At 64.7% G+C, this 26,346-nt stretch carries 29 protein-coding genes; 15 read left to right on the forward strand and 14 right to left on the reverse strand.

The window, feature by feature from the left end; genetic code table 11:
- Positions 1 to 26 precede the first annotated feature (26 nt).
- Positions 27 to 845: an enoyl-ACP reductase FabI gene (gene fabI, locus H2509_RS19190; protein ID WP_182168077.1), complete on the reverse strand. Its 819-nt coding sequence runs from the start codon at positions 843 to 845 to the stop codon at positions 27 to 29.
- 313 nt (positions 846 to 1,158) lie between these two features.
- On the opposite strand from fabI, the gene H2509_RS19195 reads away from it, so the two are divergent.
- Positions 1,159 to 2,571: an FAD-binding oxidoreductase gene (locus tag H2509_RS19195; RefSeq protein ID WP_182168078.1), complete on the forward strand. Its 1,413-nt coding sequence runs from the start codon at positions 1,159 to 1,161 to the stop codon at positions 2,569 to 2,571.
- 31 nt (positions 2,572 to 2,602) lie between these two features.
- On the opposite strand, the gene H2509_RS19200 is transcribed toward H2509_RS19195, so the two are convergent.
- Both H2509_RS19200 and H2509_RS19205 read right to left on the reverse strand, forming a co-directional pair.
- Entirely contained in the window at positions 2,603 to 3,238 is a 636-nt protein-coding gene (locus H2509_RS19200; protein ID WP_182168079.1) for a LysE family translocator, read from the reverse strand.
- A gap of 192 nt (positions 3,239 to 3,430) precedes the next feature.
- On the reverse strand, positions 3,431 to 4,195 hold the full coding sequence (locus H2509_RS19205) for an SOS response-associated peptidase (RefSeq protein WP_182168080.1): 765 nt from the start codon (positions 4,193 to 4,195) through the stop codon (positions 3,431 to 3,433).
- Positions 4,196 to 4,279: 84 nt separating this feature from the next.
- Here H2509_RS19205 and H2509_RS19210 point away from each other — a divergent pair, with 84 nt between their 5' ends.
- The 4 genes from H2509_RS19210 to H2509_RS19225 all read left to right on the forward strand — a co-directional run bounded on the left by H2509_RS19210 (position 4,280) and on the right by H2509_RS19225 (position 6,445).
- Complete coding sequence (locus H2509_RS19210; RefSeq protein WP_182168081.1) at positions 4,280 to 4,786, forward strand: hypothetical protein; 507 nt, start codon at positions 4,280 to 4,282, stop codon at positions 4,784 to 4,786.
- 15 nt (positions 4,787 to 4,801) lie between these two features.
- On the forward strand, positions 4,802 to 5,218 hold the full coding sequence (locus H2509_RS19215; protein ID WP_182168082.1) for an NUDIX hydrolase: 417 nt from the start codon (positions 4,802 to 4,804) through the stop codon (positions 5,216 to 5,218).
- 206 nt (positions 5,219 to 5,424) lie between these two features.
- Positions 5,425 to 5,850 (forward strand): TIGR02301 family protein, encoded by a 426-nt coding sequence (locus H2509_RS19220; RefSeq protein ID WP_182168083.1) that lies wholly within the window; start codon positions 5,425 to 5,427, stop codon positions 5,848 to 5,850.
- Positions 5,851 to 6,172: 322 nt separating this feature from the next.
- On the forward strand, positions 6,173 to 6,445 hold the full coding sequence (locus H2509_RS19225) for a hypothetical protein (protein WP_182168084.1): 273 nt from the start codon (positions 6,173 to 6,175) through the stop codon (positions 6,443 to 6,445).
- Between the two features lie 40 nt (positions 6,446 to 6,485).
- Here the strand turns inward: H2509_RS19225 and H2509_RS19230 are convergent, their stop codons facing one another.
- Complete coding sequence (locus H2509_RS19230) at positions 6,486 to 7,124, reverse strand: LysE family translocator (protein WP_328805131.1); 639 nt, start codon at positions 7,122 to 7,124, stop codon at positions 6,486 to 6,488.
- A 194-nt stretch (positions 7,125 to 7,318) separates the two neighbouring features.
- Here H2509_RS19230 and H2509_RS19235 point away from each other — a divergent pair, with 194 nt between their 5' ends.
- Entirely contained in the window at positions 7,319 to 8,014 is a 696-nt protein-coding gene (locus H2509_RS19235) for a hypothetical protein (RefSeq protein WP_182168086.1), read from the forward strand.
- A gap of 44 nt (positions 8,015 to 8,058) precedes the next feature.
- The gene (locus tag H2509_RS19240; protein ID WP_182168087.1) at positions 8,059 to 8,439 is read left to right on the forward strand and encodes a DUF427 domain-containing protein; all 381 of its coding nucleotides are present in this window, start codon (positions 8,059 to 8,061) and stop codon (positions 8,437 to 8,439) included.
- Positions 8,440 to 8,445: 6 nt separating this feature from the next.
- On the opposite strand, the gene H2509_RS19245 is transcribed toward H2509_RS19240, so the two are convergent.
- The 3 genes from H2509_RS19245 to H2509_RS19255 all read right to left on the reverse strand — a co-directional run bounded on the left by H2509_RS19245 (position 8,446) and on the right by H2509_RS19255 (position 11,726).
- On the reverse strand, positions 8,446 to 9,102 hold the full coding sequence (locus H2509_RS19245; protein ID WP_182168088.1) for a class I SAM-dependent methyltransferase: 657 nt from the start codon (positions 9,100 to 9,102) through the stop codon (positions 8,446 to 8,448).
- Positions 9,103 to 9,109: 7 nt separating this feature from the next.
- Entirely contained in the window at positions 9,110 to 10,369 is a 1,260-nt protein-coding gene (locus H2509_RS19250) for a DUF3419 family protein (protein ID WP_182168089.1), read from the reverse strand.
- Positions 10,370 to 10,466: 97 nt separating this feature from the next.
- Entirely contained in the window at positions 10,467 to 11,726 is a 1,260-nt protein-coding gene (locus H2509_RS19255) for a L,D-transpeptidase family protein (RefSeq protein WP_182168090.1), read from the reverse strand.
- 375 nt (positions 11,727 to 12,101) lie between these two features.
- Between H2509_RS19255 and H2509_RS19260 the strand changes: the two genes are divergently transcribed.
- Complete coding sequence (locus tag H2509_RS19260) at positions 12,102 to 12,812, forward strand: hypothetical protein (protein ID WP_182168091.1); 711 nt, start codon at positions 12,102 to 12,104, stop codon at positions 12,810 to 12,812.
- 1 nt (position 12,813) lies between these two features.
- Here the strand turns inward: H2509_RS19260 and H2509_RS19265 are convergent, their stop codons facing one another.
- Positions 12,814 to 14,148: a dihydroorotase gene (locus tag H2509_RS19265; protein ID WP_182168092.1), complete on the reverse strand. Its 1,335-nt coding sequence runs from the start codon at positions 14,146 to 14,148 to the stop codon at positions 12,814 to 12,816.
- 214 nt (positions 14,149 to 14,362) lie between these two features.
- Between H2509_RS19265 and ygfZ the strand changes: the two genes are divergently transcribed.
- The 4 genes from ygfZ to H2509_RS19285 all read left to right on the forward strand — a co-directional run bounded on the left by ygfZ (position 14,363) and on the right by H2509_RS19285 (position 17,525).
- Complete coding sequence (ygfZ, locus tag H2509_RS19270) at positions 14,363 to 15,250, forward strand: CAF17-like 4Fe-4S cluster assembly/insertion protein YgfZ (RefSeq protein WP_182168093.1); 888 nt, start codon at positions 14,363 to 14,365, stop codon at positions 15,248 to 15,250.
- A 21-nt stretch (positions 15,251 to 15,271) separates the two neighbouring features.
- Positions 15,272 to 15,925, forward strand: coding sequence for a YfbR-like 5'-deoxynucleotidase (locus tag H2509_RS19275; RefSeq protein WP_182168094.1), 654 nt, complete (start codon positions 15,272 to 15,274; stop codon positions 15,923 to 15,925).
- A 94-nt stretch (positions 15,926 to 16,019) separates the two neighbouring features.
- Positions 16,020 to 16,526 carry a tyrosine phosphatase family protein gene (locus H2509_RS19280; protein ID WP_182168095.1) on the forward strand — a complete coding sequence of 169 codons (507 nt, stop codon included), beginning with the start codon at positions 16,020 to 16,022 and terminating at the stop codon, positions 16,524 to 16,526.
- Between the two features lie 9 nt (positions 16,527 to 16,535).
- Positions 16,536 to 17,525, forward strand: coding sequence for an NUDIX hydrolase (locus H2509_RS19285; RefSeq protein WP_182168096.1), 990 nt, complete (start codon positions 16,536 to 16,538; stop codon positions 17,523 to 17,525).
- 36 nt (positions 17,526 to 17,561) lie between these two features.
- On the opposite strand, the gene H2509_RS19290 is transcribed toward H2509_RS19285, so the two are convergent.
- Positions 17,562 to 17,927, reverse strand: a complete 366-nt coding sequence (locus tag H2509_RS19290) for a MarR family winged helix-turn-helix transcriptional regulator (RefSeq protein ID WP_182168097.1) — start codon at positions 17,925 to 17,927, stop codon at positions 17,562 to 17,564.
- 184 nt (positions 17,928 to 18,111) lie between these two features.
- Here H2509_RS19290 and H2509_RS19295 point away from each other — a divergent pair, with 184 nt between their 5' ends.
- Positions 18,112 to 18,597, forward strand: a complete 486-nt coding sequence (locus H2509_RS19295; protein WP_182168098.1) for a PaaI family thioesterase — start codon at positions 18,112 to 18,114, stop codon at positions 18,595 to 18,597.
- Positions 18,598 to 18,663: 66 nt separating this feature from the next.
- On the opposite strand, the gene H2509_RS19300 is transcribed toward H2509_RS19295, so the two are convergent.
- Positions 18,664 to 19,134, reverse strand: a complete 471-nt coding sequence (locus tag H2509_RS19300; protein WP_182168099.1) for a cupin domain-containing protein — start codon at positions 19,132 to 19,134, stop codon at positions 18,664 to 18,666.
- Between the two features lie 401 nt (positions 19,135 to 19,535).
- On the opposite strand from H2509_RS19300, the gene H2509_RS19305 reads away from it, so the two are divergent.
- Positions 19,536 to 20,777 carry a cell wall hydrolase gene (locus H2509_RS19305; RefSeq protein WP_235975105.1) on the forward strand — a complete coding sequence of 414 codons (1,242 nt, stop codon included), beginning with the start codon at positions 19,536 to 19,538 and terminating at the stop codon, positions 20,775 to 20,777.
- Between the two features lie 4 nt (positions 20,778 to 20,781).
- Here H2509_RS19305 and nadC read toward each other — a convergent pair whose 3' ends face one another.
- The 4 genes from nadC to H2509_RS19325 form a co-directional block, all read right to left on the reverse strand.
- Entirely contained in the window at positions 20,782 to 21,648 is an 867-nt protein-coding gene (gene nadC / locus H2509_RS19310; protein WP_182168100.1) for a carboxylating nicotinate-nucleotide diphosphorylase, read from the reverse strand.
- Positions 21,645 to 23,288: an L-aspartate oxidase gene (locus H2509_RS19315; protein ID WP_182168101.1), complete on the reverse strand. Its 1,644-nt coding sequence runs from the start codon at positions 23,286 to 23,288 to the stop codon at positions 21,645 to 21,647. Before H2509_RS19315 ends, nadC begins: the two co-directional genes overlap by 4 nt.
- A gap of 138 nt (positions 23,289 to 23,426) precedes the next feature.
- Positions 23,427 to 24,509, reverse strand: coding sequence for a quinolinate synthase NadA (gene nadA / locus H2509_RS19320; protein WP_182168102.1), 1,083 nt, complete (start codon positions 24,507 to 24,509; stop codon positions 23,427 to 23,429).
- A gap of 677 nt (positions 24,510 to 25,186) precedes the next feature.
- The gene (locus tag H2509_RS19325; RefSeq protein WP_182168103.1) at positions 25,187 to 25,630 is read right to left on the reverse strand and encodes a MarR family winged helix-turn-helix transcriptional regulator; all 444 of its coding nucleotides are present in this window, start codon (positions 25,628 to 25,630) and stop codon (positions 25,187 to 25,189) included.
- A gap of 95 nt (positions 25,631 to 25,725) precedes the next feature.
- Here H2509_RS19325 and H2509_RS19330 point away from each other — a divergent pair, with 95 nt between their 5' ends.
- Positions 25,726 to 26,163, forward strand: a complete 438-nt coding sequence (locus tag H2509_RS19330) for a DoxX family protein (protein WP_182168104.1) — start codon at positions 25,726 to 25,728, stop codon at positions 26,161 to 26,163.
- The last annotated feature ends 183 nt before the right edge of the window (positions 26,164 to 26,346 follow it).

The following is a 26,346-nucleotide window of genomic DNA, read 5'->3' on the forward strand; positions in this document are numbered from 1 at the left end:
CGCTTTTCAGTGTCGCCGCGATGGCCCTAGTCCTTCACGACCGAGATATCGGGCGCGTCGACCGCCTTCATGCCGACCACATGGTAGCCGCTGTCGACATGCTGGATTTCGCCCGTCACGCCGCGGCTGAGGTCGGACAGCAGGAAGAGCGCGGCATCGCCCACTTCCTCGATCGTCACCGTGCGGCGCAGCGGCGCGTTGTATTCGTTCCACCTCAGGATGTAGCGGAAATCGCCGATGCCCGATGCCGCCAGCGTCTTGATGGGACCAGCCGAAATCGCGTTGACGCGGATGCGGTCCTTGCCGAGGTCGGCGGCGAGGTATTTCACGCTCGCCTCCAGCGCCGCCTTGGCGACACCCATGACGTTGTAATGCGGCATCACCTTTTCCGCGCCGTAATAGGTCAGCGTCAGGATCGAACCGCCATCCGTCATCAGCTTCTCGGCGCGCTGCGCGACCGAGGTCAGCGAGTAGCAGGAAATCAGCATCGTCTTGGAGAAATTGTCGGCCGAGGTATCGACGTACCGGCCGGTCAGTTCCTCCTTGTCGGAAAAGGCGATGGCATGGACGACGAAGTCGATCTTGCCCCACGTCTCCTTCAGCGTGTCGAAGACCGCGTCGATCGTCGCCTCGTCGGTGACGTCGCAATGACCGGCCACTACAGCGTCGAGCTCGGCGGCAAGCGGCTCTACGCGCTTGCGCAGCGCGTCGCCCTGGTAGGTCAGCGCGATCTCGGCGCCCGCATCCTTCAGCGCCCTGGCGATACCCCAGGCGATGGAGCGGTTGTTCGCGACACCCATGATGAGCCCGCGTTTTCCCTCCATCAATGCGCGCGCATTCGCCATTCTCGTCTCCTAGTCATGGTTGGCCCGCCTCGCCGGCGCCTGCTTCCGGGCACCTGGCCGGCGAACCCCGTCCTGCCCCTTTGCGGACAAGCCTTTGAGCCCATATCCGCCGATAATAAGGCCAGAGGTTGCGCCAGCGGGGGCCACATCCCGAGTGCGCTTCCTATGGCACAGCCCCCCGCGACCTTCAAGCCGTCGCGGGGCGGGTCGATCACGGCTTCGCCGCATCGACAAGCCGGCCGGTTGTGCTATGTGTACGCGCGATTTGCAGCCTCCTTGCCGCAGCCATTCTGAACGACCGACCGGAACAGCCATGACCGATCTCGCCGCCCTCAAGCCGCTCATCGACATCGTTGGCCCGGCCAACGCGCTGACCGAGCCGGCGGACACTGCCCCCTACCTGCGCGAGTGGCGCGACCTCTATCAGGGCAGGACGCCCGCGGTGCTGCGTCCCGGCAGCACGCAGGAAGTCGCGGCGATCCTGCGCGAGGCGAACCGGCTTGGGCTCAGGATCGTGCCGCAGGGCGGCAATACGGGCCTTGTCGGCGGCCAGATTCCCGACGAAACCGCTACGGAAATCGTGCTGTCTCTGGCGCGCCTCAACAAGGTGCGCACCGTCGATGCCGAAGGCTACACGATGACCGTCGAAGCCGGCTGCGTGCTGGAGAAGATCCACGAGGCGGCGGAGGCAGCGGACCGTCTCTTCCCGCTGACCCTCGGCTCGCAGGGCTCCTGCCAGATCGGCGGCAATCTTTCCACCAATGCCGGCGGCACCGCCGTGCTCGCCTATGGCAACTCGCGCGACCTGGTTCTCGGGCTTGAGGTCGTACTGCCGACGGGCGAGATCTGGAACGGCCTGCGCTCGCTCCGCAAGGACAATACCGGTTACGATCTGAAACAATTATTTATCGGCGCGGAAGGCACTTTGGGCGTCATCACCGCCGCCGTCCTGAAACTTTTCCCCAGGCCGCGGGCGCAGGAAGTCGCCTTCGCCGGTTTGAATGACCCTGAGTCGGCGCTCGCCCTCTTCACCCGCGCCCGCGCCAAGGCGGGACCGATGCTGACCGGCTTCGAGCTGATGCCGCGCGTCGGCATCGAATTCTGCCTATCCCATCTGCACGGCGCGCGCGACCCGCTCACCGCCGCGCATCCCTGGTACGTGCTGATTGAGCTGTCCTCCGGCACCGAGGGTGCCGGCCTGCGCGAGCTGATGGAGGAAATCCTGGGCGACGCCTTCGAGGCCGGCCTCGTCGAGGATGCGGCACTCGCCGAAAGCGGCGCGCAGGCTGCCGCCTTCTGGCACCTGCGCCACGGCATGTCGGAGGTTCAGCGCGAGGAAGGCGGCTCCATCAAGCACGACGTCTCCGTGCCCGTCGCCTCCGTCCCCGCCTTCCTGAAACAGGCGATCGCCGCCGTGGAGGCCATGGTGCCCGGCTGCCGGCCGGTTCCCTTCGGCCACATGGGCGACGGCAATATCCACTTCAACGTCAGCCAGCCCGTCGGCGCCGACAAGGCGGCCTATCTCGCCCGCTGGGACGAGATGAACGAACTGGTGCACGGCATCGTGCACGAGTTCAACGGCTCGGTCTCCGCCGAACACGGCATCGGCCGGCTGAAGCGGCATCTCCTCACCGAGGTGAAGAGTGACATCGAGCTCGACATGATGCGCCGGATCAAGACCGCCTTCGATCCGAACGGCGTCCTCAATCCGGGGCGCGTGGTTTAAGGAGATCCCATGCACGCCGCGGCGACGTCCTTCAGCCCCTGATCTCGCGCGCGCCCTCGAACAGGAGCCTCGCTCCCAGCAGACCGAACAGCGTCCCGAAGGCCGTCTCGATCGCCCGGTAGAAGCGGCCATGCGCCCGCGCCGCGAAGCCTGTCGAGAAGAGCAGCGCGTAGCCGCAATAGATCGTCAGCGCCGACAGCGAGGCCAACAGGCCGACAGTCAGGTATTTCAGGCCGGAACCACCGGCCGAACCGATGAAGAGCGACACAGCGATCCACATCAGCGCCGCCTTCGGATTGGTCAGCACCACAAAGAGGCCGGTTCGGAACGCCTGCCGCCGCTTCAGGCCGGCGGGGATCCCGCCGTCGCTCCCGACCGCCTTCGCGCGAAACGCGCCGATCAACGCCTTGCCGCCAAGAAGGGCGAGGTAGCCGCCGCCGATCAGCTTCATGGCGGTGATTGCCTGCGGATAAGCAGCAAACAGGGCACCGATGCCGAACGCACAGAGCGCCGCCCAGATCAGGACACCGAAAGCAACCCCGGACGCGGTCAGAATGCCGTCCCGCCGCCCCTGTCCGAGCGCGATGGAGGAAACGGCCATCATGTTGGGGCCCGGAGTGAGCTGCGCAAGCAGCATGGCCAACGCCATCGGCAAAATCTCGACCAAAGCGGCAACTCCTGAATAATCGGGGCGGCAAATCTACCAGTACGGGCAAGAGAGCGGCATTTCCCGTCAATGATCAAGGCTCACGAACCCGAACGCTCATGACGCCACCGGATTGTCCGAAAGCCGTTCCTTCGGGGGAAAGCGGGGAATGCGAAGCGCAGACATACAAATGCAGTATTCCCGAGCCAATCCTCAAAACAGATCCAGCTGGCCGTCTGTCTTCGCGGCTTTCGTCCTGCCGGAGCGCTTCCTATCCCCGCCGCCATCCTTTTCCCCGCCAGAAGACACAGGCTGCACCTCCTCTTGCAGGCCGGGGTCGTCATCTCGCGCGGAATTTACCCGGGTCGACACGGGAATCGCCTCGAAGAGATCCTCCGGCGCCGGCTTCAGCAGCTCGGCCGCCTCCCGGTGGCCCACATTCAGGACGTCCAGCCAGTCGGCGAAGTCTTCTTTGCCGATGACGACAGGCATTCGGTCGTGGATCTCGGCGATCCTTCCGGCGGCGCTGGTCGTCAGGATCGCACCGGTCTCGATATCCCCGCTGTCCGGATCGCTCCATTCTTCCCAGAGGCCGGCGAAGGCGACGAGGCCGCCGTCCCTGGGGCGGATCCAGAACGGTTGTTTTCTGCCCCCCTCCATCTTCTTCCATTCGTAGAAGCCGCTGGCCGGCACCAGGCAGCGGCGGTGGCGCATGGCAGCGCGGAAGGCCGGCTTCTCCCCGGCCGTCTCGGAGCGCGCGTTGATGAGCAGCGAGAAGCTCGCCGGATCCTTGACCCAGCCTGGCACCAGCCCCCAGCGCACGAGGGCGAAGCGCCGCCCGCCGGGCCCCTGCCGGACAATGGCGATCGGCTGCGTCGGCGCTATGTTGTAGCGTGGCGGGAAATTCGGGAGGTCCAGATATTGCAACAGCGCACGCACCTCTTCCGGCGAGGCGGTCAGGGCGAAGCGTCCACACATTTTCGCTGTCCTTGTCGAAGGTTAGGCAAATCGAAACCGATTGAGGGCTAACCTTGTCATGGAGATGGGATCAAGGGGAATAGCATGGTCGACGCGGCTGCCGCGCTAGGACGCGGGGAACTGGCCAAGGCACGACTGGAGCAGGCGAACATCAATCCGCAGACCGGATTGGCGACAGACTACCTGAATCATTTCAACGAAGTCGTGATGCTTCTGGAGATGCTGCCCGCGATGCCGGACTGCGCCGAGGACGTGCTGGAATGGACGCCCCTTAGCTACGAAGCCCATTTCGAGAAGTCCGGATTTTCCGAAAAGCAGCTTGCCATCACCGCCTATCGGGCCGCCCCCGATGAGCTGCGAGAGGCGCTGACCTCCGTGGTTCGTCGCATCGACGACGCCGTACTTGCCGCCCAGTCCCGGTTGCGCCAGGCGGACGAACCGGTGGCCTTGGCGAATTCCCTTGCCGAAGAGGCGACGATGACCATCAAGCCGCTCGTCGCCGTCGCCGGTGCCATCATCCACGGCCATGTCGATACGCAGGAGCCGGCGGAGGACGAATCTCAGGCGGCCATCGACGCGCTCTTTGCCTGAGCCGGATCGTATCCCATGACCGACATGCCCCGTTTCGGCGTTTCCGTTCTTTGCCGCCGGGCCGACGGCGTACTTCTCGTCAGGCGCGGCAAGGCACCCTATCTCGGCTTCTGGAGCCTGCCTGGCGGACTTGTCGAGTTCGGAGAAGCCATGCGGGATGCCGCCAGCCGGGAACTCCTTGAAGAAACCGCCGTCGTGGCAGACCTGGACGCCGAACCGACCGAGGTCTTCGACCTCATCACGAGGAACGACGCAGGCGAGACGGAACGCCACTTCGTGATTGCGATGTTCCGGGCAACCTATCTCTCGGGCGACGTTTGCGCCGGCGACGATGCGGCCGAAGCCGCCTTCGTGCCCCTTGGCCGGATCGGCGAACTCGACCTGACACCAGGAACGGCCGATCGCATCCGGCACCATTTCACTAGAGCTTGATAACACCTGTTCGGACCGGGATGGCGAGCCACCTGCTCCCCCTTCTCCCCGCCGTGGGGAAGGGCTGCGGGCCGCGACGCCGGCACGACAATCCGTCGCCACGCTCAATGGCAACGCTCATCAAGGCTCTGCTGCAAGTTGTTAGGGACTCCGGCAATGCCCGCATTTTGCTTGTAAACGCCGTTCGGAATTCGCATGTTGCGGCCATGATCCGCTTGCCCGCCGCCGTATCGCGGCACCTCGTCTTTGCCTGCCTGAAAGCGCTGCTCGGCGCTGCTCTTGCCCTGTCGGTGGGCGCGGCCAGCCTGTCGGCTCAGGAACAGCCGGAAGATCCGCCTTACGAGCAGGACCTGATGCGGCTTTCTGAAATCCTCGGCGCCCTGCATTACCTGCGGCCGCTTTGCGGACATCCCGACGGCAGCCTGTGGCGGGACGAGATGCAGGCCCTGCTTGAGGCCGAGGTGCAGGACGACAGCCGCAAGCGCCGCTTCATCGAGCGCTTCAACCAGGGCTATCGCGGCTTTTCATCCGTCTATCGCGACTGCACGCCGGCGGCCGAATTGACCCTGAGCCGCTACGTCAGCGAGGCCGGCAGCATCGTCCGCAATGTGACTACCCGCTACAATCGATAGGCGACAGATAGGCGGCCGGCCGGCAATTCACATACGGTCCCAGGGTTGTCCACCGACCCGATTTGACAAGCATTTGAATTCTTTTGAATTCTTGAGACTGCCTAACTGCCGTTAACCTTGTTGCATAAAAGCTGCGGCAACTTTTAGGAATTCGTTTACCCCTTTAAGGGTGGCGGATTTGATGATTCGCCCTCGAAAGGGACCGGGAACCGGAGCGATTTGCCCGAAGGTGGAATCACCTGAGGGATGGGAAATCGTTCCAGGATCAGTGCTTCGAGCATATTCCGGCCCGACCCAGCGGCACTTTTCGAAAGCGGGCAGGATGCAGGATAACGACTTCACCGACTTGGATCATGAAGACCAGTTCGCCAGCGACGAAGACGTTCGCCGTGCGGCCCTCGGCTTCATTACCGACGCCTGGGCGGATGCCATCGCCAATGGCGTCGACGCCGACGCAGTAGCCCACGCGGCCCTTTTCACCGCGCTTGCCGACCTTGTCGCCGCCTATGGCGAGGATGCGGTTGCCAAGCTGGCGGAAGGCCTGGCCGACCGCGTCCTGCGCGGCGAATACACGACCGACCGCACGATGCACTGAAGGAAGCAGCGGAGCCGTTCGGCTCCGCAGCAAGGCTTTGTCAGAACTCCGTCTGCCACAGCAGGTGGATGAAGATGCCGATGCCGAATGCGATAAGCAACGCTCCCGCCGTGCGGTTGATCCACTCCAGCCATTCGTCGGTCATCCTGTCGCGCAGCCGCGCAACGATTGCGCACAGGAACGCCCACCACACCACCGCACCCGTCGCCACGCCGAGCACGATTTCCGAGGCTGTGGCGAAATCCCCCCTGTCCGGCGCCCATTTGCCCAGGCTGCCGAAGATCGCCAGGAATCCCAGCACCACGCCGGGATTGGTCAGCGTCATGAAGGTACCGGTAAACAGGTTCCGCAGCGCGCGCGATCGCGTCTCGCCTCCATTCGGCTCGATATGCGGATGGGAGGTTATCACTTTCACCCCGAACAGGATTACCAGGATGCCGCCGGCCGTCTGGATGATGCCGGAATGCAGCTCGATGAAGTCAGAGACCGCCGTTACGCCGAATGCGGCGAGCGTCGCATAGAAGCTGTCGGCGACGACGGCGCCGAGCCCGGTGACGAAGCCGCCCGGAAAGCCGAAGCGGAAAGTGCGCTGGATTGCCGCCAGATTGACCGGTCCCGCCGGCGCGCTGGTCACAAGGCCGATGCCGAGACCGATCAGGAAATAGGAAAAGGGCGGCACTGCTGGGTCCGTAGTCTCGTTTGATCGGATTGACGGCCAGCCCGGCCTGTTCGTCCTGACCGGCCTTCGAATACGCAATGCCGGCCCGCGCATCAACCTTTGAGACGGAACTTTGCGCGCCGGGGCTCTTTATTCCGCCATCGCCGGGCGCTAGAAACGCTCAAGCGCGCAGGCTCGAATCCGGAGCGAACTTGATGCTTCCCCCCCGCCTTTCCCAGGCCCTTCTTGCCACCGTCCTGCTGATTTTGCCGGCCGTCACGGCCGAACAGGCAATGGCGACACCCGTCAAGACGGAGCGCATCCAGGTGGCCCCTCCAGAGGAAGATGCGCCGCTCGTGCCCGAAATTCCCGCCGACGCGATCGAGACGGAGATCGCTCCGCCCTCGACCGAGCGGCACGCCCCGGTGGTCGACGAAAGCGCACCGCCGCCGGTCGTCCACTACGGCGACGCGGACCTGCCGAAGCCCGTCGCCCGCATGCGCGACCAGATGCTGGAAGCCGCCTATTCCGGCGACATCGAGCGCATGCGGCTGGTGCTGGAAGCCAACGAGGTGATGCCGACGCTGACATTCGGCGACATGGACGATCCGATCGAATTCCTGAAGGAATCCTCCGGCGACCCGGACGGCTACGAGATCCTGGCGATCCTGACGGAGCTGCTGGAGGCCGGTTGGGTCCATGTCGATGTCGGTACGGCGCAGGAAATGTATGTCTGGCCCTATTTCGCCCGCTATCCCTTCGCCAAGCTGACGCCGCAGCAGAAGGTGGAGATGTACCGGATCGTTACGGCCGGAGACTTCGCCGAAATGGAATCCTACGGCGCCTGGATCTTTTATCGCATCGGCATTGGTCCCGACGGGACGCTGCACTATTTCGTTGCCGGAGACTGACCCACTCACGGGGAAGTTGACGTAGCGAAATTAGGAGCAGACGCATGAGCGGCAATTCAGGACCAGGCTATGCCAGCCGCCCGGACCACAAGATCACCCTGTCCAAGCCTTCGCAGAAATTACGTGTCCGCTTCGCTGGCAAGGTGATCGCCGAAACCGGACGCGCCATCCGCCTGCAGGAGGCGAGCTACCCGCCGGTCCATTACGTGCCGATCGCCGATGTCAGCGCCGAGGCGCTGGAGAAGACCGCCCACAGCACCTATTGCCCGTTCAAGGGCGAGGCGTCCTACTGGTCGCTGGTCGCCGACGGCAAGCGGGTCGAGAACGCCGTCTGGGGCTATGAGACGCCCTATGACGAGGTCTTGCCGATCAAGGACCATGTCGCCTTCTACCCGGACCGCGTCGAGGCAATCGAAGCGTTCTGATCCGGATCAGGGAGCCGGGCGTCTCGCTTCCCCTGTGATCGCGTATCCTCGATGGAGCGACGTCACGCCGGCGCTCCATCCGCGTTGCAGGGCCGCGGTTTCGAGTTCTACGGCAAGGCTGTCGCGCGGGGTGACGTGAAACTGCGCGAGCCACGCCCGCAGCAGCTTGCGGAACCAGCCGGGCAAGCGCTCCTGTCCGCCGAAGTCGACGACGGACAGCCGTCCGCCTTCGTTCAGGACATCCATTCCGCGCGCCAGAGCTGCCTGCCAGGGCGGGATCATCGATAGCGTGTAGGAAAGGAACACGCGGTCGAAGCCCGCCTCGCCGAATGCCGCCTGCGGGTCGAAAGTCGCCGCATCGGCCTGCGCCAGGTGGATGCGGCCGGCAAGCCCGGCCCGCGCCACTGCGTCTTCCGCCTTTTCCAGCATCGCCGGGGAAATATCGAAGCCGTACAGCCGGGCATCCGGATAGCGCCTCGCGACTGCGATCAGGTTGCGCGCCGTGCCGCAGCCGACTTCCAGCACGCTACCGCCGGCCGGCACTTCCAGCCGCTCGATCAGCCTGTCGCGGCCGAGCAGATAATATTTTCGCGTGGCATCGTAGATATGACGCTGCCGGCGATAGATCGCGTCCATCAGCGCGCCGGTCTCGGCGGTGGTCATTCCCGCGTCAGCCCCGGAAGACGTAGAGGTGGAAGCCGCCATAGATCGACGAGCGATCCTGCCGGCCGAACTCGAGGCTCTCTTCCGTACGATAATCCCAGCGCTTCAGGATCGTGTCGCTGACGCGCCCCGGCAGCAGTGTCGGTTCGGCTGCGGTGCGGAAGATCACCCGGGCGCCGGGCCTTGCCGTACGCGTGATTTCCGCCCACAGCCCGTTCAATTGCACGTCGGTCATCCAGTCCTGCGCATCGAGGAGGATATAGGCGTCGAGCGATGCGGCACCTTCGCCTTCCAGATGCTCGACGAAATTGCGGTTGACGACGCTGACGCGGCTCGCCCGGTCGCGCACCGCCTCGAAGTGTTCGCGCTTGAGGTAAGGCGGCAGCGGGCCGCTCTCCCCGCCCCGGGCCTTGCCTTTCGGAGCATAGCCGCGGCTGAAGGCCTGCCAGGCGAAATAGTTGTCGGACAGCGGATAGCCGCAGGCGAGCCGCTCCAGACGCTGCTTCAGGACAAGCGCCATGTCACCGCCGCCGGCCGAAGCCAGCGCCTCGTATTGCGCGGGCGGAATGCCGAGGCCGTAGAGCGACACCTTCTTCGACGTTGCCCAGCGCACCATGCGCCTGTCGAAGATCGGCGCCAGCACCTTGTCGAAGTAGCTGCGCTGCTCTTCCATCGACCGTGCCCGCACGAAATCCTTCGGGTTCACGCCGTAAAGGCGCGCCACCAGATGGCTGAGGCCGATGAAGTAGCCAAGCAGCCCATGGCGATAGAGATCGCGGGAAAACAAAGTGATGCGGCGGCGGCCCCAGTTGGCGAGGTCGCGGCCGTCCCAATAGGCACGGGTCTGCGGGTCCAGCCGGTTGCGCAGGAAGCGCTCGTAGGCGGCGACGTTCGCCGCCTCGTCCGCCTCGCCGAAGAAGCGGTAGAAATCCTCATAGGCCGGCAGGTATCGGGCAGCGGCCAGCTTCAGCCGGCCCAGCGCCACATGGGCGCGGTTGAGATCGACGGCGACGATTTCCGCCGGATCGGCCACCAGATAGGAGAGGGCGTTGCAGCCGCCCGACGCGATGGTGACGATGCGCGCACCCGGCTTCAGTTCGAGCGCCCGCATGTCGACCTCGGGGTCTTCCCAGATCTGCGGATAGACCAGACCCTTGAAGGCGAAGGTGAACAGCCGCTCCAGCACTCCCTCGCCGGTCAATGCGCCGGAACGGTGCACCGCCTGACCGAGACGCTTCTTCGAAGCCGCGATGGATGTCGGCGCCATTCGCCCTCTCTCCCCCTGCCGTCGGACCCGCCTGATGGCCCGATTCACGGGAAGAGGTTTACGAAGGACCTGCGACACTACGGTGACGGAATCCCCGTCAGCGCGTCGTGACGATGAAGTCGGTGCCGAGGCCCGAGTGCAGGCGGAAGGTGCGGTCAGTTACGATGATCGAGGAGCCCGGCGTGAGCCGTTCCTCAAGCTCGGCGCGCACGCTGTCCGGCCAGTCGATGCGCTGGAGCACGGCTTCGGCCGAAGCCTCGCCACGCTCTTCCGCCGCAAGACCCATCCACTCCACCTCGCGGTCGACCGGCCCGAAGGAAAGCGCGGTGAAGATGAAGGTACCGAGCGGCGCTTCCGGATCCTTGAGCCCGACTGGGCCGGCATAGATCTCGCGGAAGTTCTGCCGGACATAGACCCGGCCCGTATAGGGACCCTCGCGGCCGGCTTCGGCATAGAGGCGCTTCAGCACCGTATTGCTCGCCACACCCGTTACCGGAAGGTCGGCGCCTTCCTGAAAGGTTTCGAGCGCCGCCCGCGTCTTTCGGCCGAAAACGCCATCGGCCGGCCCCGGCTCGTAGCCGAGACGCGCCAGGAGGAGCTGCATTTCCCGGATGCGCTCGCCTTCGCTGAGCCGTGTCACGAGCATTCGCAGGGGCGCTTCGGAGCGCTTGGCCGTCACCTTCTTCGGCAGCACGGCGGCAGGTCCCACATCGGCATCGATCGCGCCGCGCAACGCTGGATCGCCAGCAATCGTGCGCGCGTCGAGCACGGCGACTGCGGCTTCCTGCGGGCGCGGTTGCAGCAGGGAGGTATGCAAGATCGGCTCGGGCCGCGTTTCGTCGCGGGTGATCACCACATGAGCGCCGCGCTCCGTCATGCCGAACAGCTTCTGCGCGAAGCCACGCGGCAGGCGCACGCAACCGTGCGAGGCCGGGTAGTTGGGCACCCGTCCCTCGTGCAGCGCCACGCCCGACCAGGTGATGCGCTGCATGTAGGGCATCGGCGCATCGTCATAGAGGTTGGAGAAGTGCTTGCGGCGCTTTTCCAGGATGCTGAAGACGCCGGTCGGCGTGCCGTAGCCCGGCTTGCCGGACGAAACGCGGGTGGAATCGATGAGTTCCGTGCCGCGATAGACGTCGAGCCGCTGCTCCTTCAGCGATACGACGAGTTGCAGCGGATCGTTGTTGGCCTCGGCCGCTTCCGGTCGTTCGAGCGTGACCGGCTGCAGGCGGCTTGCCCCGCTTGCCAGGGCGGTGTTCGTCAGGAACCCGCCTGCTATCGCAATCGTCAAAACCGCAAATGCGAAATGATGGACCGGACGGTCCTTGCCGCCCTTCCTGCGAACCTCGCGTCCCATAGCCAAACCCTGCCTTTACGCAATACTTTTCGACAGTCACCGCGATCCCGGTCGTGATCCTAGTACGGACTCGTGAATCGACGGTTAGTTGCTTTATTTACGACCGGTTCTACGCCGGCTGCCGTGATCGGGATCACGGATTGGCGAAACTTTCGGCTGCTTTTCGCCACAGAATACGTAATTCCCCCAGAAAAGCAGAGCCCAAATACGCGCCACCCTTGCAATTCGATGCGAACGAAAGGCGTTGCGACTCAGGGCGCGATTCGGAATCGTTAACAAACAACGGGCTTTTCCCGCCCCGCCCCCTGTTCCCCGCGAGTAGAGAACGCCGCGATTTAGCGATTGCGCGAGCGTTATTCCCTACCCGGAAGCAATATGGAAGTTTTGCGCATGTTCACCGACATCAACGAAATCCTGATGAAGGATTGCCCGCTCGAAGTCGACGCCCTCGGCGTGGTGAACAAGCTGCTGCAGCAGCATGATTGCTTCCAGAACATCAGCGAATCCTTCGAGATCGGCCTTTTCGACATCATCGAGATGAATTTCTGCGAGTGCAATCCCGAGCAGGAAGCCGCGCTGCGCGACGTCGTCGGTCAGCTCTCCCGCCGCATCCTCGATATTTTCGAGGCATCCCTGCTGATGAAGCAGTTGGCGCTAGAAGACGGCACTACAAGGCTCAGCCGTGCCCGTATCGAGACCTTCGTCGCCGCCATCCGCGAGGAGGCGCAGATCCAGTGCCTCGACATCAACGAACTGCAGCCGGCTTCCGTCGGAGAGGCTTACGCCCGCCTCTTCGACACGATCCTCAAGGAGTTGAGGGAATACCTGAACCTGCCCTCGCTCGACCTGGAATTCCTGCACGCCGATCTGCGCGACTGCATGGATGTCGTCATCCAGCGCCATGTCTGGCGCCGCGTGCGCATCGAGACGGAAACCCACCGCCGCGTCGGCGAGCAGATCGAGGCGCTCATGGCGCTCGCAAGCGATGCCGGTGACAGCCGGACGCCGCGCCTGCTCACCATCAAGCCGATCCCGCTTGCCGCCCGCGCGCCGTCCTTCCGCAACCCGCTATCGCGCTCGGCCTGAATCAGCCGCGCGGCAGAGCTTCGGCGAAGAGCACGGGCTCGCCGAGGCTCGGGGCCGCCAGTTCGCCTTCCCACATCACGCGATTGCCGCGCACGATGGTGCCGACCGGCCAGCCGGTGACGCTGACGCCGTCATAGGGCGTCCAGCCGCATTTCGACGCGATCCATTCGTTGCGGATCGTCTCCCGCTTCTTCAGATCCACCACCGTGAAATCGGCATCGTAGCCGATGGCGATGCGCCCCTTGCGGGCGATACCGAAGAGCCGCGCCGGCCCGGCCGAGGACAGGTCGACGAAACGCTGAAGCGACAACCGGCCCGCATTCACGTGGTCGAGCATCATCGGCACCAGCGTCTGTACGCCCGTCATGCCGGAGGGCGATGCGGGATAGGTCTTCTTCTTTTCCTCCAGGAGATGCGGCGCGTGATCGGAACCGAGCACGTCGATGAGCCCCTGTGCGACGCCCCACCACAGCCGGTCCCTGTGACGGGCGGCGCGCACGGGCGGGTTCATCTGCGCCAGCGAGCCGATGCGTTCGTAGGCCTCGTCGGTCAGCGTCAGGTGATGCGGCGTCACCTCGATGGAAGCGACGTCCTTGTGAGGGACGAGGTAGTCCACCTCCTCCGCCGTGGACAGGTGCAGGATGTGGATGCGCGCGCCGACCTTGCGCGCGATGCCGACCAGCCGCTTCGTGCAGGAAAGTGCCGCCTCCTCGTCGCGCCAGACCGGATGCGAGCGCGGATCGCCCTCGATCCGCTCGCCCAGTCTATCGCGCAGGCGGAACTCGTCCTCGGAATGAAAGGCCGACCGCCGCCGGGTCCTGGACAAAATCTCCGCCACGCCGACATCGTCCTCCACCAGCAGGTCGCCGGTGGAAGAGCCCATGAAGACCTTGATACCGGCCGCCCCCGGCAGGCGTTCCAGGTCTGGAATGTCCTTCACGTTGTCCCGCGTGCCGCCGACCCAGAAGGCAAAATCGCAATGCATGCGATGCCGGCCGCGCGCCACCTTGTCGGCAAGGGCGGCTTCACTTGTCGTCTCCGGCTTGGTGTTCGGCATTTCGAATACGGCCGTCACCCCGCCCATCACGGCGGCGCGCGCCCCGCTTTCCAGGTCTTCCTTGTGCTCAAGGCCCGGTTCGCGGAAGTGCACCTGCGTATCGATTACCCCCGGCAGTACATGCAGGCCCGTGCAGTCGACTACATCGCCGGCCTGGGCGGGATCGAAGCTGCCGATCCCGGCGATGCGCCCGTCCTTAATCGCAACATCGCGAACCGCGATACCGTCCTGGTTGACCACCGTGCCGCCCTTGAGGATCTGGTCGTAGGTCTTCTGCATGGCGGTCTCCGGCATTGATTGTCGCTGAAACTGGCAAGCCTTCGCTTGCTGCCCGGGCTTATAGACCGCAAGGGCACGCTGCGCCAGCATATCGCCCCTTCGCACATGCCGCATTGCGCTTGCCTGAGGACAAGAAGGCGGAACGGCCTTGTTGCTGCGGCCGAACCGGCCTATCTCGAAGAGAACCAGTCAATTTTCGCGGGAAGAGCCCTCCATGCAAAGAGCCCGGATCGCCGAGTTGCCAGGCCGCGGCGTCGTCCACGTCACCGGACCGGACGCGCGCGGCTTCCTGCAAAACCTGCTGACCTGCGACATGGATGATGTCGACGAAGCAGGTGCCGGCTACGGCGCGCTGCTGACCCCGCAAGGCAAGATCCTCTTCGATTTCCTGCTGCTGAAGATCGACGACGGCTACCTCCTCGACACGCCGCGACAGACCCTCGCCGATTTTGCCAAGCGGCTGACCTTCTACAAATTGCGGGCGAAGGTCGACATCCGCGACGTCAGCGAGGATCTGGCGGTACTGGCTGCCTGGGGCGGCGACGGCCAACCCGAAATGCCGGCGACCGTCGTGCGCGATCCGCGCCTTGCAGCACTCGGCTTCCGCGCCATCGGCGCGCGATCGGCCATCGGCGCGGATCTTGCGACGCCGGGCTTCGAGGCATCAGACGAGGCGGACTATCATGCCCATCGCATCGCGCTTGGCATTCCAGAAGCGCCGGCGGATTTCACCTATGGCGACGCCTTTCCGCACGATGCCGATCTCGACGCGTTGAACGCAGTCGCTTTCGACAAGGGCTGCTTTGTCGGCCAGGAAGTGGTGAGCCGCATGAAGCATCGCGGCAACCTGCGCCGCCGTATCATCCTCGTCCATGGCGATAGGGATCTGCCCGAACCCGGCACGGAAATCGTTGCTGGAGGCAGGCCCGCCGGCACCATCGGTTCGTCATCGGGCGCCGCCGGCCTCGCGCTCGTCCGCCTCGACCGTATCCGCGAGGCGATGGACAAGGGCGCGGCAATTACCGCCGCCGGCGTCACGCTTCAATTCACGCTTCCCGCATGGGCCGGTTTCGGCTGGCCCGAGACGGTCGGCGAAGACTGACCCCGCTCAGGTCCGATCGCCATGGCCGCCGACCGCCCAGACCTCCCGCTCCGCGCCTGGCAGCGCATGCTGTCCGGCCGCCGCCTGGATCTCCTCGATCCCTCGCCCCTCGACGTCGAGATCGAGGACATTGCCCACGGCCTTGCCCGCGTTGCCCGCTGGAACGGCCAGACAGTGGGCGATCACGCCTTTTCCGTCGCCCAGCACTCCCTCCTGGTGGAGGAACTGGCCCGCCGGTTGACGCCCTCCCTGCCGCCAAGGGACTGCATGGCGGTCCTGCTACATGACGCCCCAGAATATGTGATCGGCGATATGATCTCGCCCTTCAAGGCCGTCATGGGCGGCAACTACAAGGAAATCGAGGCGCGGCTGCAGGGGGCGATCCATCTGCGCTTCTCTCTGCCGCGCGAATTGCCGGCGACGATCCACAAGCTTGCAAAACGGGCCGACACCATCGCCGCCTATTTCGAGGCGGTCGAGCTTGCCGGCTTCGACGACAGGGAAGCCTCTCGCATTTTCGGCCGCCCCCGCGGTTTCCAGGCGGATCGCGCGGGCAGGCTGCGCCTCGGCCTTGCGCCGCTACCGGCGGCGAAGGCACAAACCGCCTTCCTCACCCGTTTCGGGGAACTGGCCCGCGAGCGGCAACGTCTGGAACTGCACACGGGATTTTGCTGAACAAAAGGCGGCGGCATCACGACCGCCGCCTTCCAAATCGTTAGACTCCGTTTTGACCGGAGGATCGTTTACGCCATAGGATCGGGAGGCTCCAATGCTCTTCGTCTGTTCATTGTCCCGCCTGGCCGAAACCGTGTCCAGCACGGGAGCGAGCCACCTGGTGACCCTGATCAACGAAGGAACACGGGTGCCTCGCCCGCCGGAAATTGCTGCCGAACGCCACCTCTTCCTCGGCTTCAACGACATCACCGCACCCGCCGAAGGCCTGACGCCGCCGGCCGAAGTCCACGTTCGCAGCCTGATCGACTTCGTGCGGGGCTGGGACCGCAGCCAGCCGATCGTCATCCATTGCTGGGCGGGCATCAGCCGTTCGACCGCGGGTGCCTTCATCACCGCCTGTGCCCTGTCGCCGCGGCGGGACGAGATGGAGATCGCACAGATCCTCCGCCTCGCCTCTCCGTCGGCCACCCCCAACGCGCGACTGGTGGCGCTTGCCGACAAGGTGCTGGATCGCGACGGACGGATGATCGACGCCGTACGCGCCATAGGTCGCGGAGCCGACGCCTTCGAAGGCACTCCCTTCGAACTGCCGCTTGCCTGAGAACCCGCAATGCCCGGCACCGGTTCTTCCACCCTGATCGAAATCGGCCTCAACGCGGTGATCGTTGCCGTCGCCGACCCGAAGCCGCTCGTGCTGGTGACCGGTTCCAGGCAACAGGACGAGCCGGATTCCCTACCCTTCGGCCCGTTCGATCCGCTGTATCACCGCACTTTCGAGATCGGCTTGCGCGCCTGGGTGGAAGAGCAGACTGCGTTGCGTCTCGGCTATGTCGAGCAGCTCTACACTTTCGGCGACCGCGGCCGCGATTTCAGCCGGGAAAGCGCGCGCCCGCACGAAGTATCCGTCGGATATCTGGCTCTGACCCGCCAGACGAGCGAATCCGAAGCCATCCTGAGGAGCCAGAATGCCCGCTGGCGATCCTGGTACGAATTCTTTCCCTGGGAGGACTGGCGCACCGGCGTGCCGGGCGAAGTCTCCCGGCACATCCTTCCCAGCCTCGAAGCCTGGGCCAATGCACCACTGCCGTCCGGAACGCCGCCGCGGGCGCTGTCGCGCGCCGAGCGGGTCAGCCTTGCCTTCGGAGGCGCCGGTTCCGCCTGGGACGAGGAAAAGGCGCTCGACCGCTACGAGCTTCTCTATGAGGCGGGCCTTGTTGAGGAGGCCCTGCGGGATGGTCGCCCGGCCGCGCTCAGCCGCAACAGCCTGCCACCGCTCGGCCTTGCGATGATGCAGGACCACCGCCGCATCCTGGCGACGGCCATTTCGCGCCTCAGGGCCAAACTGAAATACCGCCCTGTGGTCTTCGAACTGATGGCAGAGACATTCACGCTGACCGAGTTGCAGCGCACCGTGGAGGCGCTGTCCGGCCGCCATCTCCACAAGCAGAATTTTCGCCGGCTGGTTGAAAAGAACGATCTGGTGGAATCGACCGGCAGCACCTCGACCGCCACGGGCGGACGACCGGCAGCGCTTTTCCGCTTCCGGCGCGAGATCCTGAAAGAGCGCCCCGCCCTCGGCCTTAAGGTCGGCGGACGTTGAGCAGACCGCGAGCCGGATAAGGATACGGACGCCGTTTCAGTCGGAAGCCCGTTCCACTTCGTTCAGCAGCTTCCACAGCAGAGCGACCCGGTCGCGACCAAGGGCATGCGTTAGCGTTCCTTCCGCTTTCCGCCACCCTTTGTTGGCTCTCAGCATCGCTTCCTGGCCATCCGGCGCAACGGCAACAGGATGCTCGCGGCCGTCGGAAGCCGGAACCTCATCGACGAGACGAGAATCCATCATCCGGTCCAGCGTCCGCGTCATCGTGGTCCGGTCGGAACCGAGATAGCGGGCAAGCTCGGTCGCGGTGCTCGGCCCTCTCTGCGTAAGTGCAGAAAGGATCGAGAACTGATTGATAGTTATGCCGCTTCCCTCCAGAGCCTGCTCGTACAAGCGAGTCACGCTACGGCTGGTTCGGCGCAACCTGTGACATGAACAAAGGAGATCATCTTGCATAGAATCTACATATCACGATTACGCGATGTGTAAAAGCACGAATTACGCTAGGATAGAGAAATAAAATCAATTGCAATCGCAACACTTCGATGTTTTCGTGCGATTGCACGTTATTACAATGGAAAAACTGATGATCCCGACAGGAACCCGCTTCGGCCTTGCTGATCGCAAAGACCTGCAAGGCCTTTCCGGCCGACAGGCGCTGGAAAAGATGCTGGCCGGTGAGTTACCCGCACCGCCGATCTGCGAGGTGATGAACTTTATCCTCCACTCGGTCGGCGACGGCGAGGCTTGCTTCATGGGCACGCCGGGCTTCTCCCACTACAACCCGCTCGGGATGGTCCACGGCGGGTGGAGCGCGACAATCCTCGATTCAGCGCTTGGTTGTGCCGTCCACACCACGCTGGCGGCGGGCGAAGGCTACACGACGCTCGAATTCAAGGTGAATATCGTCCGGCCGGTCTTCGAAACCAGCGGCACTCTCATCTGCGAAGGCAAGGTCACCCATCGCGGCAAGCGGATTGCCACCTCGGAGGCGACGCTGAAGGATGCCGCCGGCAAGCTGCTTGCCCATGGCGTCGAGACCTGCATGATCTTCCCCGCGGGCGAGGCATAGCCGGACAAGCGGCCGCCGAGCGCTGCCCGGCGGCCTTCCGCTTCTAGTTTCGCCCATGCGGGCCGCTTACATATGCGGCTCTTCCTTCTTTTCGAAGGGCACCACGTCGGTGGAGAACAGCACCACCGTCTTGTCGGTCTTGTTTTCCCACCAGTGACCGTGGCCTTCACCGAATTCCGGCGTCGTATCGCCGGCCTTGTGTACGATCGGCACGGCGCAGTGAACGTTATGCTCGATGATCTCGCCCTCCGCGATATGCACGATCGAGGGCCGGTCGTCATGCCAGTGGGTCGGCACCACGCCACCCGGCGCAACGGTCAGACGGCGCAGACGCAGGTAGAAATTTCCCTGGCCGCGCCACCCCGTCAGGTCGACCATCCCGATCACCGGCCTCTCCACACCGATATCCGGCGCGTTTTCGATCTGGCGAGGTTCCTTCAACACCTGATCCGCGGGGCATTCTGCGGCGAGCGCAGGCCCGGCGACAATTCCAACAGTTGCAGCCGCCATGAGGGCGGCAAGATTGAGCTTCGGCATGACATGGCTCCCTTACATCCGGGACGATCCCGGCGGTGGAGACAGTGTCGCTGCCTGGCCTGTCAAAGAAAAATGCCGGCCCTCTATAGTGTCGATGACGTTGAGGAATGAGCGGCTGCGCACCTCCCCACGGGAAATGCCGAATGTCATAACCTCCTAAGATACAACCGATTTTACCGACTGAATTAACCTTGTTCGCCTAAATCGCATCATCGGACATGAGGCCGGAGCGGCCTTTTTCGCCTCATTAACGGAGTTTCAAGGTTAAGCGGCGACGATCCTCTTCAAGCTCCCCGGTTGTGCGGCGTCGGACCATACCCGTTGCCCGGCAGCCGACACCGCGCGCCTCCGCTCATGGAGCGTCGCGCAATACTGGCGTATCTTGTCTGGAGTTGCCGCGTATGCCTGGCAGGAAGCAGAGCACCCGCAAGCCGGAATTCGGATCCCGGAAGGACCGGCTCCGCGCCAGTCCGATCGTCCGCCATCTCGGGCTCGCGGCCGCATTCTTCCTCGCCTCCGCCGGCCAGATAGCCCAGCAGGACATCACCGCGCTTCTCGAGGCCAACCGCCAGGATGCCCCGCGCTGGATGACCGCGCTCGAGGCCGCGAACCACCAGTCGTCCCATGCCCCGACCCTGATCATGGCCGACGCCTCGCGTCCCGATCTCACCGAGGCGCCGGATATCGCCGTGACGTCAGCCGCGCCCGGACACAATCCGACCGTGGTGCGCGGGCTTGAGAATTTCGTCATCGACAGCGCTCCGAAGACGATCCCCGACAAGATCGAGATCAACCGCAGCCGCAAGGGCAACCGCCACCTTTCCATGGCGCCCGACCGCGAGATGGTCGGCATCGCCGCTGGCACGGTCTATTCCCTGCCGAACCTCTTCGCCGAGGGCCCGGAGCAGGATCTGCCGCGTGTAGCCTTCGTCAAGCCGATCACCCCGCTCACCGGTACGGGCAAGGGCAGTGCCGTTGCCCACGTCGACGGCCAGGGCAGGCCGCTCGATCTGATGCAACTGGCGATCGCCCGCAACGCCGCCGCCACCAGCCTGTCGCTTGCCGCCGCCTACGCGCCAAACGCCCTTGCCGACACCAACGCCCCTTTCCGCGCCCTGCTCGGCCAGCCGCAGATCGACGACCCGGCCGCCCAGGAAGAAGCGGCCCTTGAGGCGAACAAGGACGGCGATCCCTACTGGTGGGTGAAACGGCCGCTGCCGGCCAGCGTCAACAGCTCCAAGGAGCAACGCTGCCTTGCGGAAGCCGTCTATTTCGAAGCGCGCGGCGAGCCGGAGACCGGTCAGGTGGCCGTGGCACAGGTGGTGCTGAACCGGGTCAGGAACCCCGCCTATCCGGATACCATCTGCAAGGTGGTCTACCAGAACCGGCACAAGCGCAACCGCTGCCAGTTTTCCTTCGCCTGCGACGGTATTCGCGACCGCATCTCGTCGAAAGCCGCCTGGGAGACCGCCCAGCGTGTGGCCAAGGACGCCGTTGACGGCGACGAATATATCGAGGACGTGGGCGCATCGACCCACTATCACGCCACCTATGTGAAGCCGCGTTGGGCGCGCTCCATGAAGCGGCTGGACAAGATCGGCCGCCACATCTTCTACCGCACGCGCGGCGGCGGCTGGAGCTGACCCCCTACCCGATCCGGATATCGAGGCCGAGGTCGAGCACCGGCGCGGAATGCGTGATCGCGCCGACGGAGATCAGGTCGACGCCCGTTTCCGCGATTGCCGCGACTGTTTCAAGCGATACGCCGCCCGACGCTTCCAGAAGCACCGCGCCGTCGGCGATCGCCACGGCCTCGCGCAACGTTGCCGGCGTCATATTGTCCAGCATCACCACGTCGGGCCGCGCGGCAAGCGCCTCGCGAAGCTGGTCGAGCGTGTCGACTTCCACTTCCACCTTCACCAGATGGCCGGCAAAGGCCCGCGCCCGTTCGATCGCCCTGGCCACGCCGCCGGCTACCGCGACGTGGTTGTCCTTGATGAGGATCGCGTCATCGAGACCGAAGCGGTGGTTGGCGCCGCCACCGCAGCGCACGGCGTATTTCTCGAAAGCCCGCAGGCCCGGCGTGGTCTTGCGGGTGCAGACGATGCGCGCCTTCGTATGCGCGATTCTGTCCGCGAAGCGCGCCGTCGCCGTCGCAATGCCGGAAAGATGCCCGAGATAGTTGAGCGCCACCCGCTCGGCTGAAAGCACGACCCGCGCAGGCCCCTCGATTTCGGCCACCGCCGTACCCGGAGAAAGCCTGTCGCTGTCCGTGGCCAGCCGGGTGAAGCGCACGCCCTCGCCGGTCAGGCGGAATGCGGCTTCCGCGAGATCGAGCCCGGCAAGCCGGCCGTCCTGCCGCGAGACGATCGCAGCCCTTGCCGACGCGGATGCCGGGATCGTCGCCTGGGTGGTGATGTCGCCTGCCCTGCCCCAGTCTTCCAGCAGGGCGGCGCGGACCGCGTCCTCCACCATCAGACGTTGCAGGACGGGAAGGAGCATTTCACCGCTCATTGCAGCCCTCCGGCCTTGATGGCCTCGGCTCCGATCTCCGTCGCTTCGGCCCCGGCGGCCACCGTCTCCACGTCCTTCAGCGTCACGTAGGTGCGGTGCTGTTGCGCCGGATCGGCCTCAGGGAAATCGCTGCGATAGTGCCCGCCGCGGCTTTCGGTGCGCCGCAGGGCCGCCGCCGCGACGATCTTTGCCGCCGTGATCATGTTGAGGATCGACAGCCGCTCGCAGCGCCGTTCCAGCGCGTTCATCACGGCCAGCGCTTCCGTCAGCCCCTTGCCATCGCGCACCACACCGACCTTCGTCGCCATCGTGTCGCGCAGGATGCCGATCGCGTCGCGCTCCACCTCGTTGCGCTCGCTGGCGTCCTGGATCGTGTGGTCGATCTCCGGCCAGTGCGCCGTTCGCGGCGTCGGCATCAACCCCTGGATATCCTCCGCCACGCGCGCGGCGAAAACGACGGTCTCAAGCAGCGAGTTCGAGGCAAGCCTGTTGGCGCCATGAGCGCCGGTGGACGCCACTTCGCCCGCCGCCCAAAGATTGTCGAGCGAGGTGCGGCCGTTGGCATCGGTCAGGATGCCGCCCATGTGGTAGTGCTCGGCCGGCGCGATCGGGATCGGTTTCTTCACCGGATCGATCCCCGCCGCAATGCACGCGGCATGCACGGTCGGGAAGCGTTCGGGGAAGCTTGCCCCAACCGCCTGCCGGCAATCGAGGAAGGCACCGCGCCCGGACGTGACTTCGGCGAAGACGGCGCGCGCCACCACGTCGCGCGGCGCCAGTTCCTTCAGCGGATCAATCGTCTCCATGAAGCGCTCGCCGGCGGAATTGACCAGCGTCGCGCCCTCGCCGCGCAGCGCTTCGCTGGCAAGCGGGGCCGGATCGCGGCCGACATTCAGCGCGGTCGGATGGAACTGCACGAATTCCGGATCGGCGAGGATCGCGCCGGCCTTCGCCGCCATGGCGAGGCCGTGGCCGTTTGCTTCGCTCGGGTTCGTGGTGACCGCATAGAGATGCCCGATGCCCCCGGAAGCGAGCACCACGGCGCGAGCCGGAAAGGCCAGCCGCTCACGCCCGCCGCGCCGTCGCGCCAAAATGCCGGTCACATGCTTGCCCTGGCAGATCAGGCTTTCGCCCAGATACCCCTCGATGACGCGGATCGACGGCGTCTTGCGCACCGCGGCGACCAGCGCATCCATGATCGCGCGCCCCGCCATGTCGCCGCGCACCCGCACGATGCGGTTCTGCGAATGGGCCGCCTCGCGGGAAAGCTGCAGCCGGCCCTCGAGGTCCTGGTCGAAGGGAACCCCGTAGCCGAGCAGGTCGCGCACGCGCTCCCCCGCCTCTTCGGTCATCAGCCGGACGATCTTTTCGGCGCAAATGCCGCCACCGACCGCGATCGTGTCGCGCGCATGGGATTGGGCCGAATCCTGCTCGGAAACCGCCGCCGCGACGCCGCCCTGCGCCCAGGAGGACGAAGCCCCCTCGCCGATCGGCGAGGCGGTCAGGATCGTCACTGGCCGCGGCGCCAGCTTCAAGGCGCAGAACAAGCCGGTCAGCCCGCCGCCCAGGATTACGACATCGTCGATATGCCGGGCCACATGGGCCGGAGAGGAGGTGTTGGACGAAGTCTGGCTGGACATGGGCACAGTTCCGGAGATGGGCACGATCTTGCCCGGCGCCGTGGCGCCGCGCATCTGTCAGGAATGGCGGAAAACGAAGCCCGCGCAAGGGCGATCATAGCGCGGGCTGTCGGAAAGAGGGCTGCAAAAAGCAGCCGCTCAGCTTTTCAGGTTGATCATCCGCTCCACCGACACGCGGGCGCGCGCGGCGATCTCCGGATCGACCAGCACCTCGTCCTTCATCTCCACCAGCGCGTCGAGGATCTTCGACAGCGTGATCCGCTTCATGTGCGGGCAGAGATTGCAGGGCCGTACATAGTCGACGCCCGGCGTCTCGGAGGCGACGTTGTCGGCCATCGAGCACTCGGTGACCAGCATCACCTTCTTCGGATTGTTTTGCTTCACCCAGTCGATCATGCCCGAGGTGGAGCCGGCGAAATCCGCCTCGTCCACCACTTCCGGCGGGCACTCGGGATGGGCGATGATCTTCACGTCCGGCTCGATCTCGCGATATTCGCGCAGTTCTTCGGCGGTGAAGCGCTCGTGCACCTCGCAGGCGCCGGCCCAGGTCAGGATCTCGACATCGGTCTGCCGCGCGACATTCGCCGCCAGATACTGGTCGGGAATCAGCAGCACGCGCGGCGCGCCCAGGCTCTCCACCACCTGCACCGCATTGGCCGAGGTGCAGCAGATATCGCATTCGGCCTTCACGTCGGCCGACGTATTGACATAGGTGACGATAGGCACGCCCGGATGCTTGCGACGCAGTTCCCTCACGTCGGCGGCGGTGATCGATTCCGCCAGCGAGCAGCCCGCCTTTATGTCGGGAATCAGCACCGTCTTGTCCGGATTGAGGATTTTCGACGTCTCGGCCATGAAATGCACGCCGCACTGCACGATCACGTCAGCCTCGCTCTTCGTCGCTTCGCGGGCCAATTGCAGGCTGTCGCCCACCACATCGGCAACACCGTGATAGATTTCCGGCGTCATGTAGTTATGGGCGAGGATCACCGCGTTGCGCTCTTTCTTGAGCACGTTGATCGCGTGCACGATGGGGGCGATGGCCGGCCATTCAATCGCCGGGATCAGGTGCTTGACCTTCTCGTAGATCGGCGCGGTTTCCGCAGCGATTTCCGCCGTGTATTCAAGCTCGGGCATATCCACGCGGCCGTAGCGGTCGAGTGCGGTGTCGCAGGCCGCCGCCTGACGGCGGGCGTTGGACGAAATGATCGTGATGGCCATCGTGACCTCCCTTGCCTGACCGGGCCTGACGGGACCGGACTTGGCGAAAGACCCTCTTTCGACTCATCCGGACGGCTGTCGGCGCAGCATTATACTCATATTGAGCATAAGTAGCGGTTTAAAAAACGCGGCTTTCGCCGGCCCTTATGCTCACTTGGCGCATATATAGTCGCTTCCGGAGCCTTTTGCCAATGGGGGTAGCGGGATTTTTGTGGGTCGTTCCGTATGGCTCTGATATTGCGCTTCAATCTGCTTAGGTGCCGCAGATTCGCCGGCGCCGCGCCGGATGAACGCATTCCCTCTCGGCGGCATGTGGATACGCGGGTCAAGCCCGCGTATGACGAGCCGACGGGTTGAAGCGGTGTGTCTGCCACATACTCCATCATCCCGGGCGAGTGAGGCGCAGCCGAGCGATGACCCGGGATGACGGGAGTACGTGGCAAGCGGTTTGCCACAATCTCTGTCATGCCCGGCCCGACCGGGCATCCAGTAACCACGGTGGCCGGAGATTCAGCCCCCAACGCACGCGATTACTGGATCCCCGTCTTCACGGGGATGACATCAGAGTGTGGGCCGGGCGGCTGCATCTAACTCTGCCGCGGAATGGACGCGACACCTCTCCCTCGTCTTCGCCGGTCCCAGTGCCGGGAAATGCCCTGGCGGTCCAAGGGCGGCCGCTAGGAATTCGGGCGCCGCACCCGCTGCAGCAGGCCGGCCAGCATCGCCAGCTCTCCGTCGGTGAAGCGGGCGGAGAAGGAGGCCGCAACGGCATCGCGATAAACCGGCCACATCTTCTCCCGGAGCGCGCGACCTTCGGGCGTGATCTGGATCGCCGCCCCGCGGTAGTCCGCCTCGTCCTGCACGCGTACGACGGCACCGTCTGCCGCCATGCGGTCGATCAGCCGCGTCAGGTTGTACTTCTCAAGCAGCATACGGGCGGCCAGGTCCTTGTGGCGCAGCCTGCCGCCTTCCGCGCGGCCCAGCTCCAGAAGAACGTCATACCAGGAAAGCGGCGGCAGGCTGGCGCGCTTGAGCGACGCCTCGACCCGTGAAAGGGCCGCCCGGCTGGCCAGCATCAGGCCCACCCAGGCCTTTTCGCCATCTTTCGTCAGCGTGGTCATGGCGAAGTCATAACAGATCGTTGCAATTCCACCAAACATGCATTATTTTTGTTGCAATTACAACATATCCTCCACAATCGGGAGCCTGACGTGAAATGACTATCGATCGTGATCTTGCGCCCTATGGCGCCTTCCTGCTGCGGGTTGCCCTCGGCATCATGTGGCTTGCCCATGCCGGGCTGAAGTTCTTCGTCTTCGGCATTGCCGGGTTTGCCGGCTGGCTGGATGCGCAGGGCCTGCCCTCCGTCTTCGCCTGGCCGGTGCCGCTGATGGAGACTGGCCTCGGCCTTCTCATCCTGTTCGGTTTCTACAGCCGCCAGGCCGCAGTCCTGCTGCTGCCGATTCTTGCGGTTGCCACCACCACGCATATCGGCAACGGCTGGGTGTTTTCGGCCGAAGGCGGCGGCTGGGAGTATCCGGTCTTCCTCATCGTGGCCCAGATCGCCCATATCCTGATCGGCGAAGGCGCCTTCGCCGCGCGCCCCGCCGCCCTGCCCTTCGGCGGCGCCACAGTGAGCCGGGCCAACGCCTGATCGCTCGTTCCGTCAGCCGGACCGGCCCTTCGGGATGGCGCCGATTTCGGGATCGGCGCCATTTCCGTTGACGGCGATATCCGAAAGCAGGACAAAAAAAGAGCGCCGCCCCTCCGCAAGGCTGACGCTTGAGTTTGCGGTAGTCCGCCGCCTGTGTGTCCCGCTTAATTCCCCTGCCGGCTC

The sequence above is a fragment of the Stappia albiluteola genome, assembly GCF_014050225.1.
In the GTDB taxonomy this organism is placed as follows: domain Bacteria; phylum Pseudomonadota; class Alphaproteobacteria; order Rhizobiales; family Stappiaceae; genus Hongsoonwoonella; species Hongsoonwoonella albiluteola.

What these genes read in the sequence shown, in the direction of transcription:
- fabI (WP_182168077.1), bottom strand. Translation starts at nt 845, where the DNA reads ATGGCGAATGCGCGCGCATTGATGGAGGGAAAACGCGGGCTCATCATG.
- H2509_RS19195 (WP_182168078.1), top strand. Translation starts at nt 1,159, where the DNA reads ATGACCGATCTCGCCGCCCTCAAGCCGCTCATCGACATCGTTGGCCCG.
- H2509_RS19205 (WP_182168080.1), bottom strand. Translation starts at nt 4,195, where the DNA reads ATGTGTGGACGCTTCGCCCTGACCGCCTCGCCGGAAGAGGTGCGTGCG.
- H2509_RS19210 (WP_182168081.1), top strand. Translation starts at nt 4,280, where the DNA reads ATGGTCGACGCGGCTGCCGCGCTAGGACGCGGGGAACTGGCCAAGGCA.
- H2509_RS19215 (WP_182168082.1), top strand. Translation starts at nt 4,802, where the DNA reads ATGACCGACATGCCCCGTTTCGGCGTTTCCGTTCTTTGCCGCCGGGCC.
- H2509_RS19220 (WP_182168083.1), top strand. Translation starts at nt 5,425, where the DNA reads ATGATCCGCTTGCCCGCCGCCGTATCGCGGCACCTCGTCTTTGCCTGC.
- H2509_RS19225 (WP_182168084.1), top strand. Translation starts at nt 6,173, where the DNA reads ATGCAGGATAACGACTTCACCGACTTGGATCATGAAGACCAGTTCGCC.
- H2509_RS19235 (WP_182168086.1), top strand. Translation starts at nt 7,319, where the DNA reads ATGCTTCCCCCCCGCCTTTCCCAGGCCCTTCTTGCCACCGTCCTGCTG.
- H2509_RS19240 (WP_182168087.1), top strand. Translation starts at nt 8,059, where the DNA reads ATGAGCGGCAATTCAGGACCAGGCTATGCCAGCCGCCCGGACCACAAG.
- H2509_RS19245 (WP_182168088.1), bottom strand. Translation starts at nt 9,102, where the DNA reads ATGACCACCGCCGAGACCGGCGCGCTGATGGACGCGATCTATCGCCGG.
- H2509_RS19250 (WP_182168089.1), bottom strand. Translation starts at nt 10,369, where the DNA reads ATGGCGCCGACATCCATCGCGGCTTCGAAGAAGCGTCTCGGTCAGGCG.
- H2509_RS19255 (WP_182168090.1), bottom strand. Translation starts at nt 11,726, where the DNA reads ATGGGACGCGAGGTTCGCAGGAAGGGCGGCAAGGACCGTCCGGTCCAT.
- H2509_RS19260 (WP_182168091.1), top strand. Translation starts at nt 12,102, where the DNA reads ATGGAAGTTTTGCGCATGTTCACCGACATCAACGAAATCCTGATGAAG.
- H2509_RS19265 (WP_182168092.1), bottom strand. Translation starts at nt 14,148, where the DNA reads ATGCAGAAGACCTACGACCAGATCCTCAAGGGCGGCACGGTGGTCAAC.
- ygfZ (WP_182168093.1), top strand. Translation starts at nt 14,363, where the DNA reads ATGCAAAGAGCCCGGATCGCCGAGTTGCCAGGCCGCGGCGTCGTCCAC.
- H2509_RS19275 (WP_182168094.1), top strand. Translation starts at nt 15,272, where the DNA reads ATGGCCGCCGACCGCCCAGACCTCCCGCTCCGCGCCTGGCAGCGCATG.
- H2509_RS19280 (WP_182168095.1), top strand. Translation starts at nt 16,020, where the DNA reads ATGCTCTTCGTCTGTTCATTGTCCCGCCTGGCCGAAACCGTGTCCAGC.
- H2509_RS19285 (WP_182168096.1), top strand. Translation starts at nt 16,536, where the DNA reads ATGCCCGGCACCGGTTCTTCCACCCTGATCGAAATCGGCCTCAACGCG.
- H2509_RS19295 (WP_182168098.1), top strand. Translation starts at nt 18,112, where the DNA reads ATGATCCCGACAGGAACCCGCTTCGGCCTTGCTGATCGCAAAGACCTG.
- H2509_RS19300 (WP_182168099.1), bottom strand. Translation starts at nt 19,134, where the DNA reads ATGCCGAAGCTCAATCTTGCCGCCCTCATGGCGGCTGCAACTGTTGGA.
- H2509_RS19305 (WP_235975105.1), top strand. Translation starts at nt 19,536, where the DNA reads ATGCCTGGCAGGAAGCAGAGCACCCGCAAGCCGGAATTCGGATCCCGG.
- nadC (WP_182168100.1), bottom strand. Translation starts at nt 21,648, where the DNA reads ATGAGCGGTGAAATGCTCCTTCCCGTCCTGCAACGTCTGATGGTGGAG.
- H2509_RS19315 (WP_182168101.1), bottom strand. Translation starts at nt 23,288, where the DNA reads ATGTCCAGCCAGACTTCGTCCAACACCTCCTCTCCGGCCCATGTGGCC.
- nadA (WP_182168102.1), bottom strand. Translation starts at nt 24,509, where the DNA reads ATGGCCATCACGATCATTTCGTCCAACGCCCGCCGTCAGGCGGCGGCC.
- H2509_RS19325 (WP_182168103.1), bottom strand. Translation starts at nt 25,630, where the DNA reads ATGACCACGCTGACGAAAGATGGCGAAAAGGCCTGGGTGGGCCTGATG.
- H2509_RS19330 (WP_182168104.1), top strand. Translation starts at nt 25,726, where the DNA reads ATGACTATCGATCGTGATCTTGCGCCCTATGGCGCCTTCCTGCTGCGG.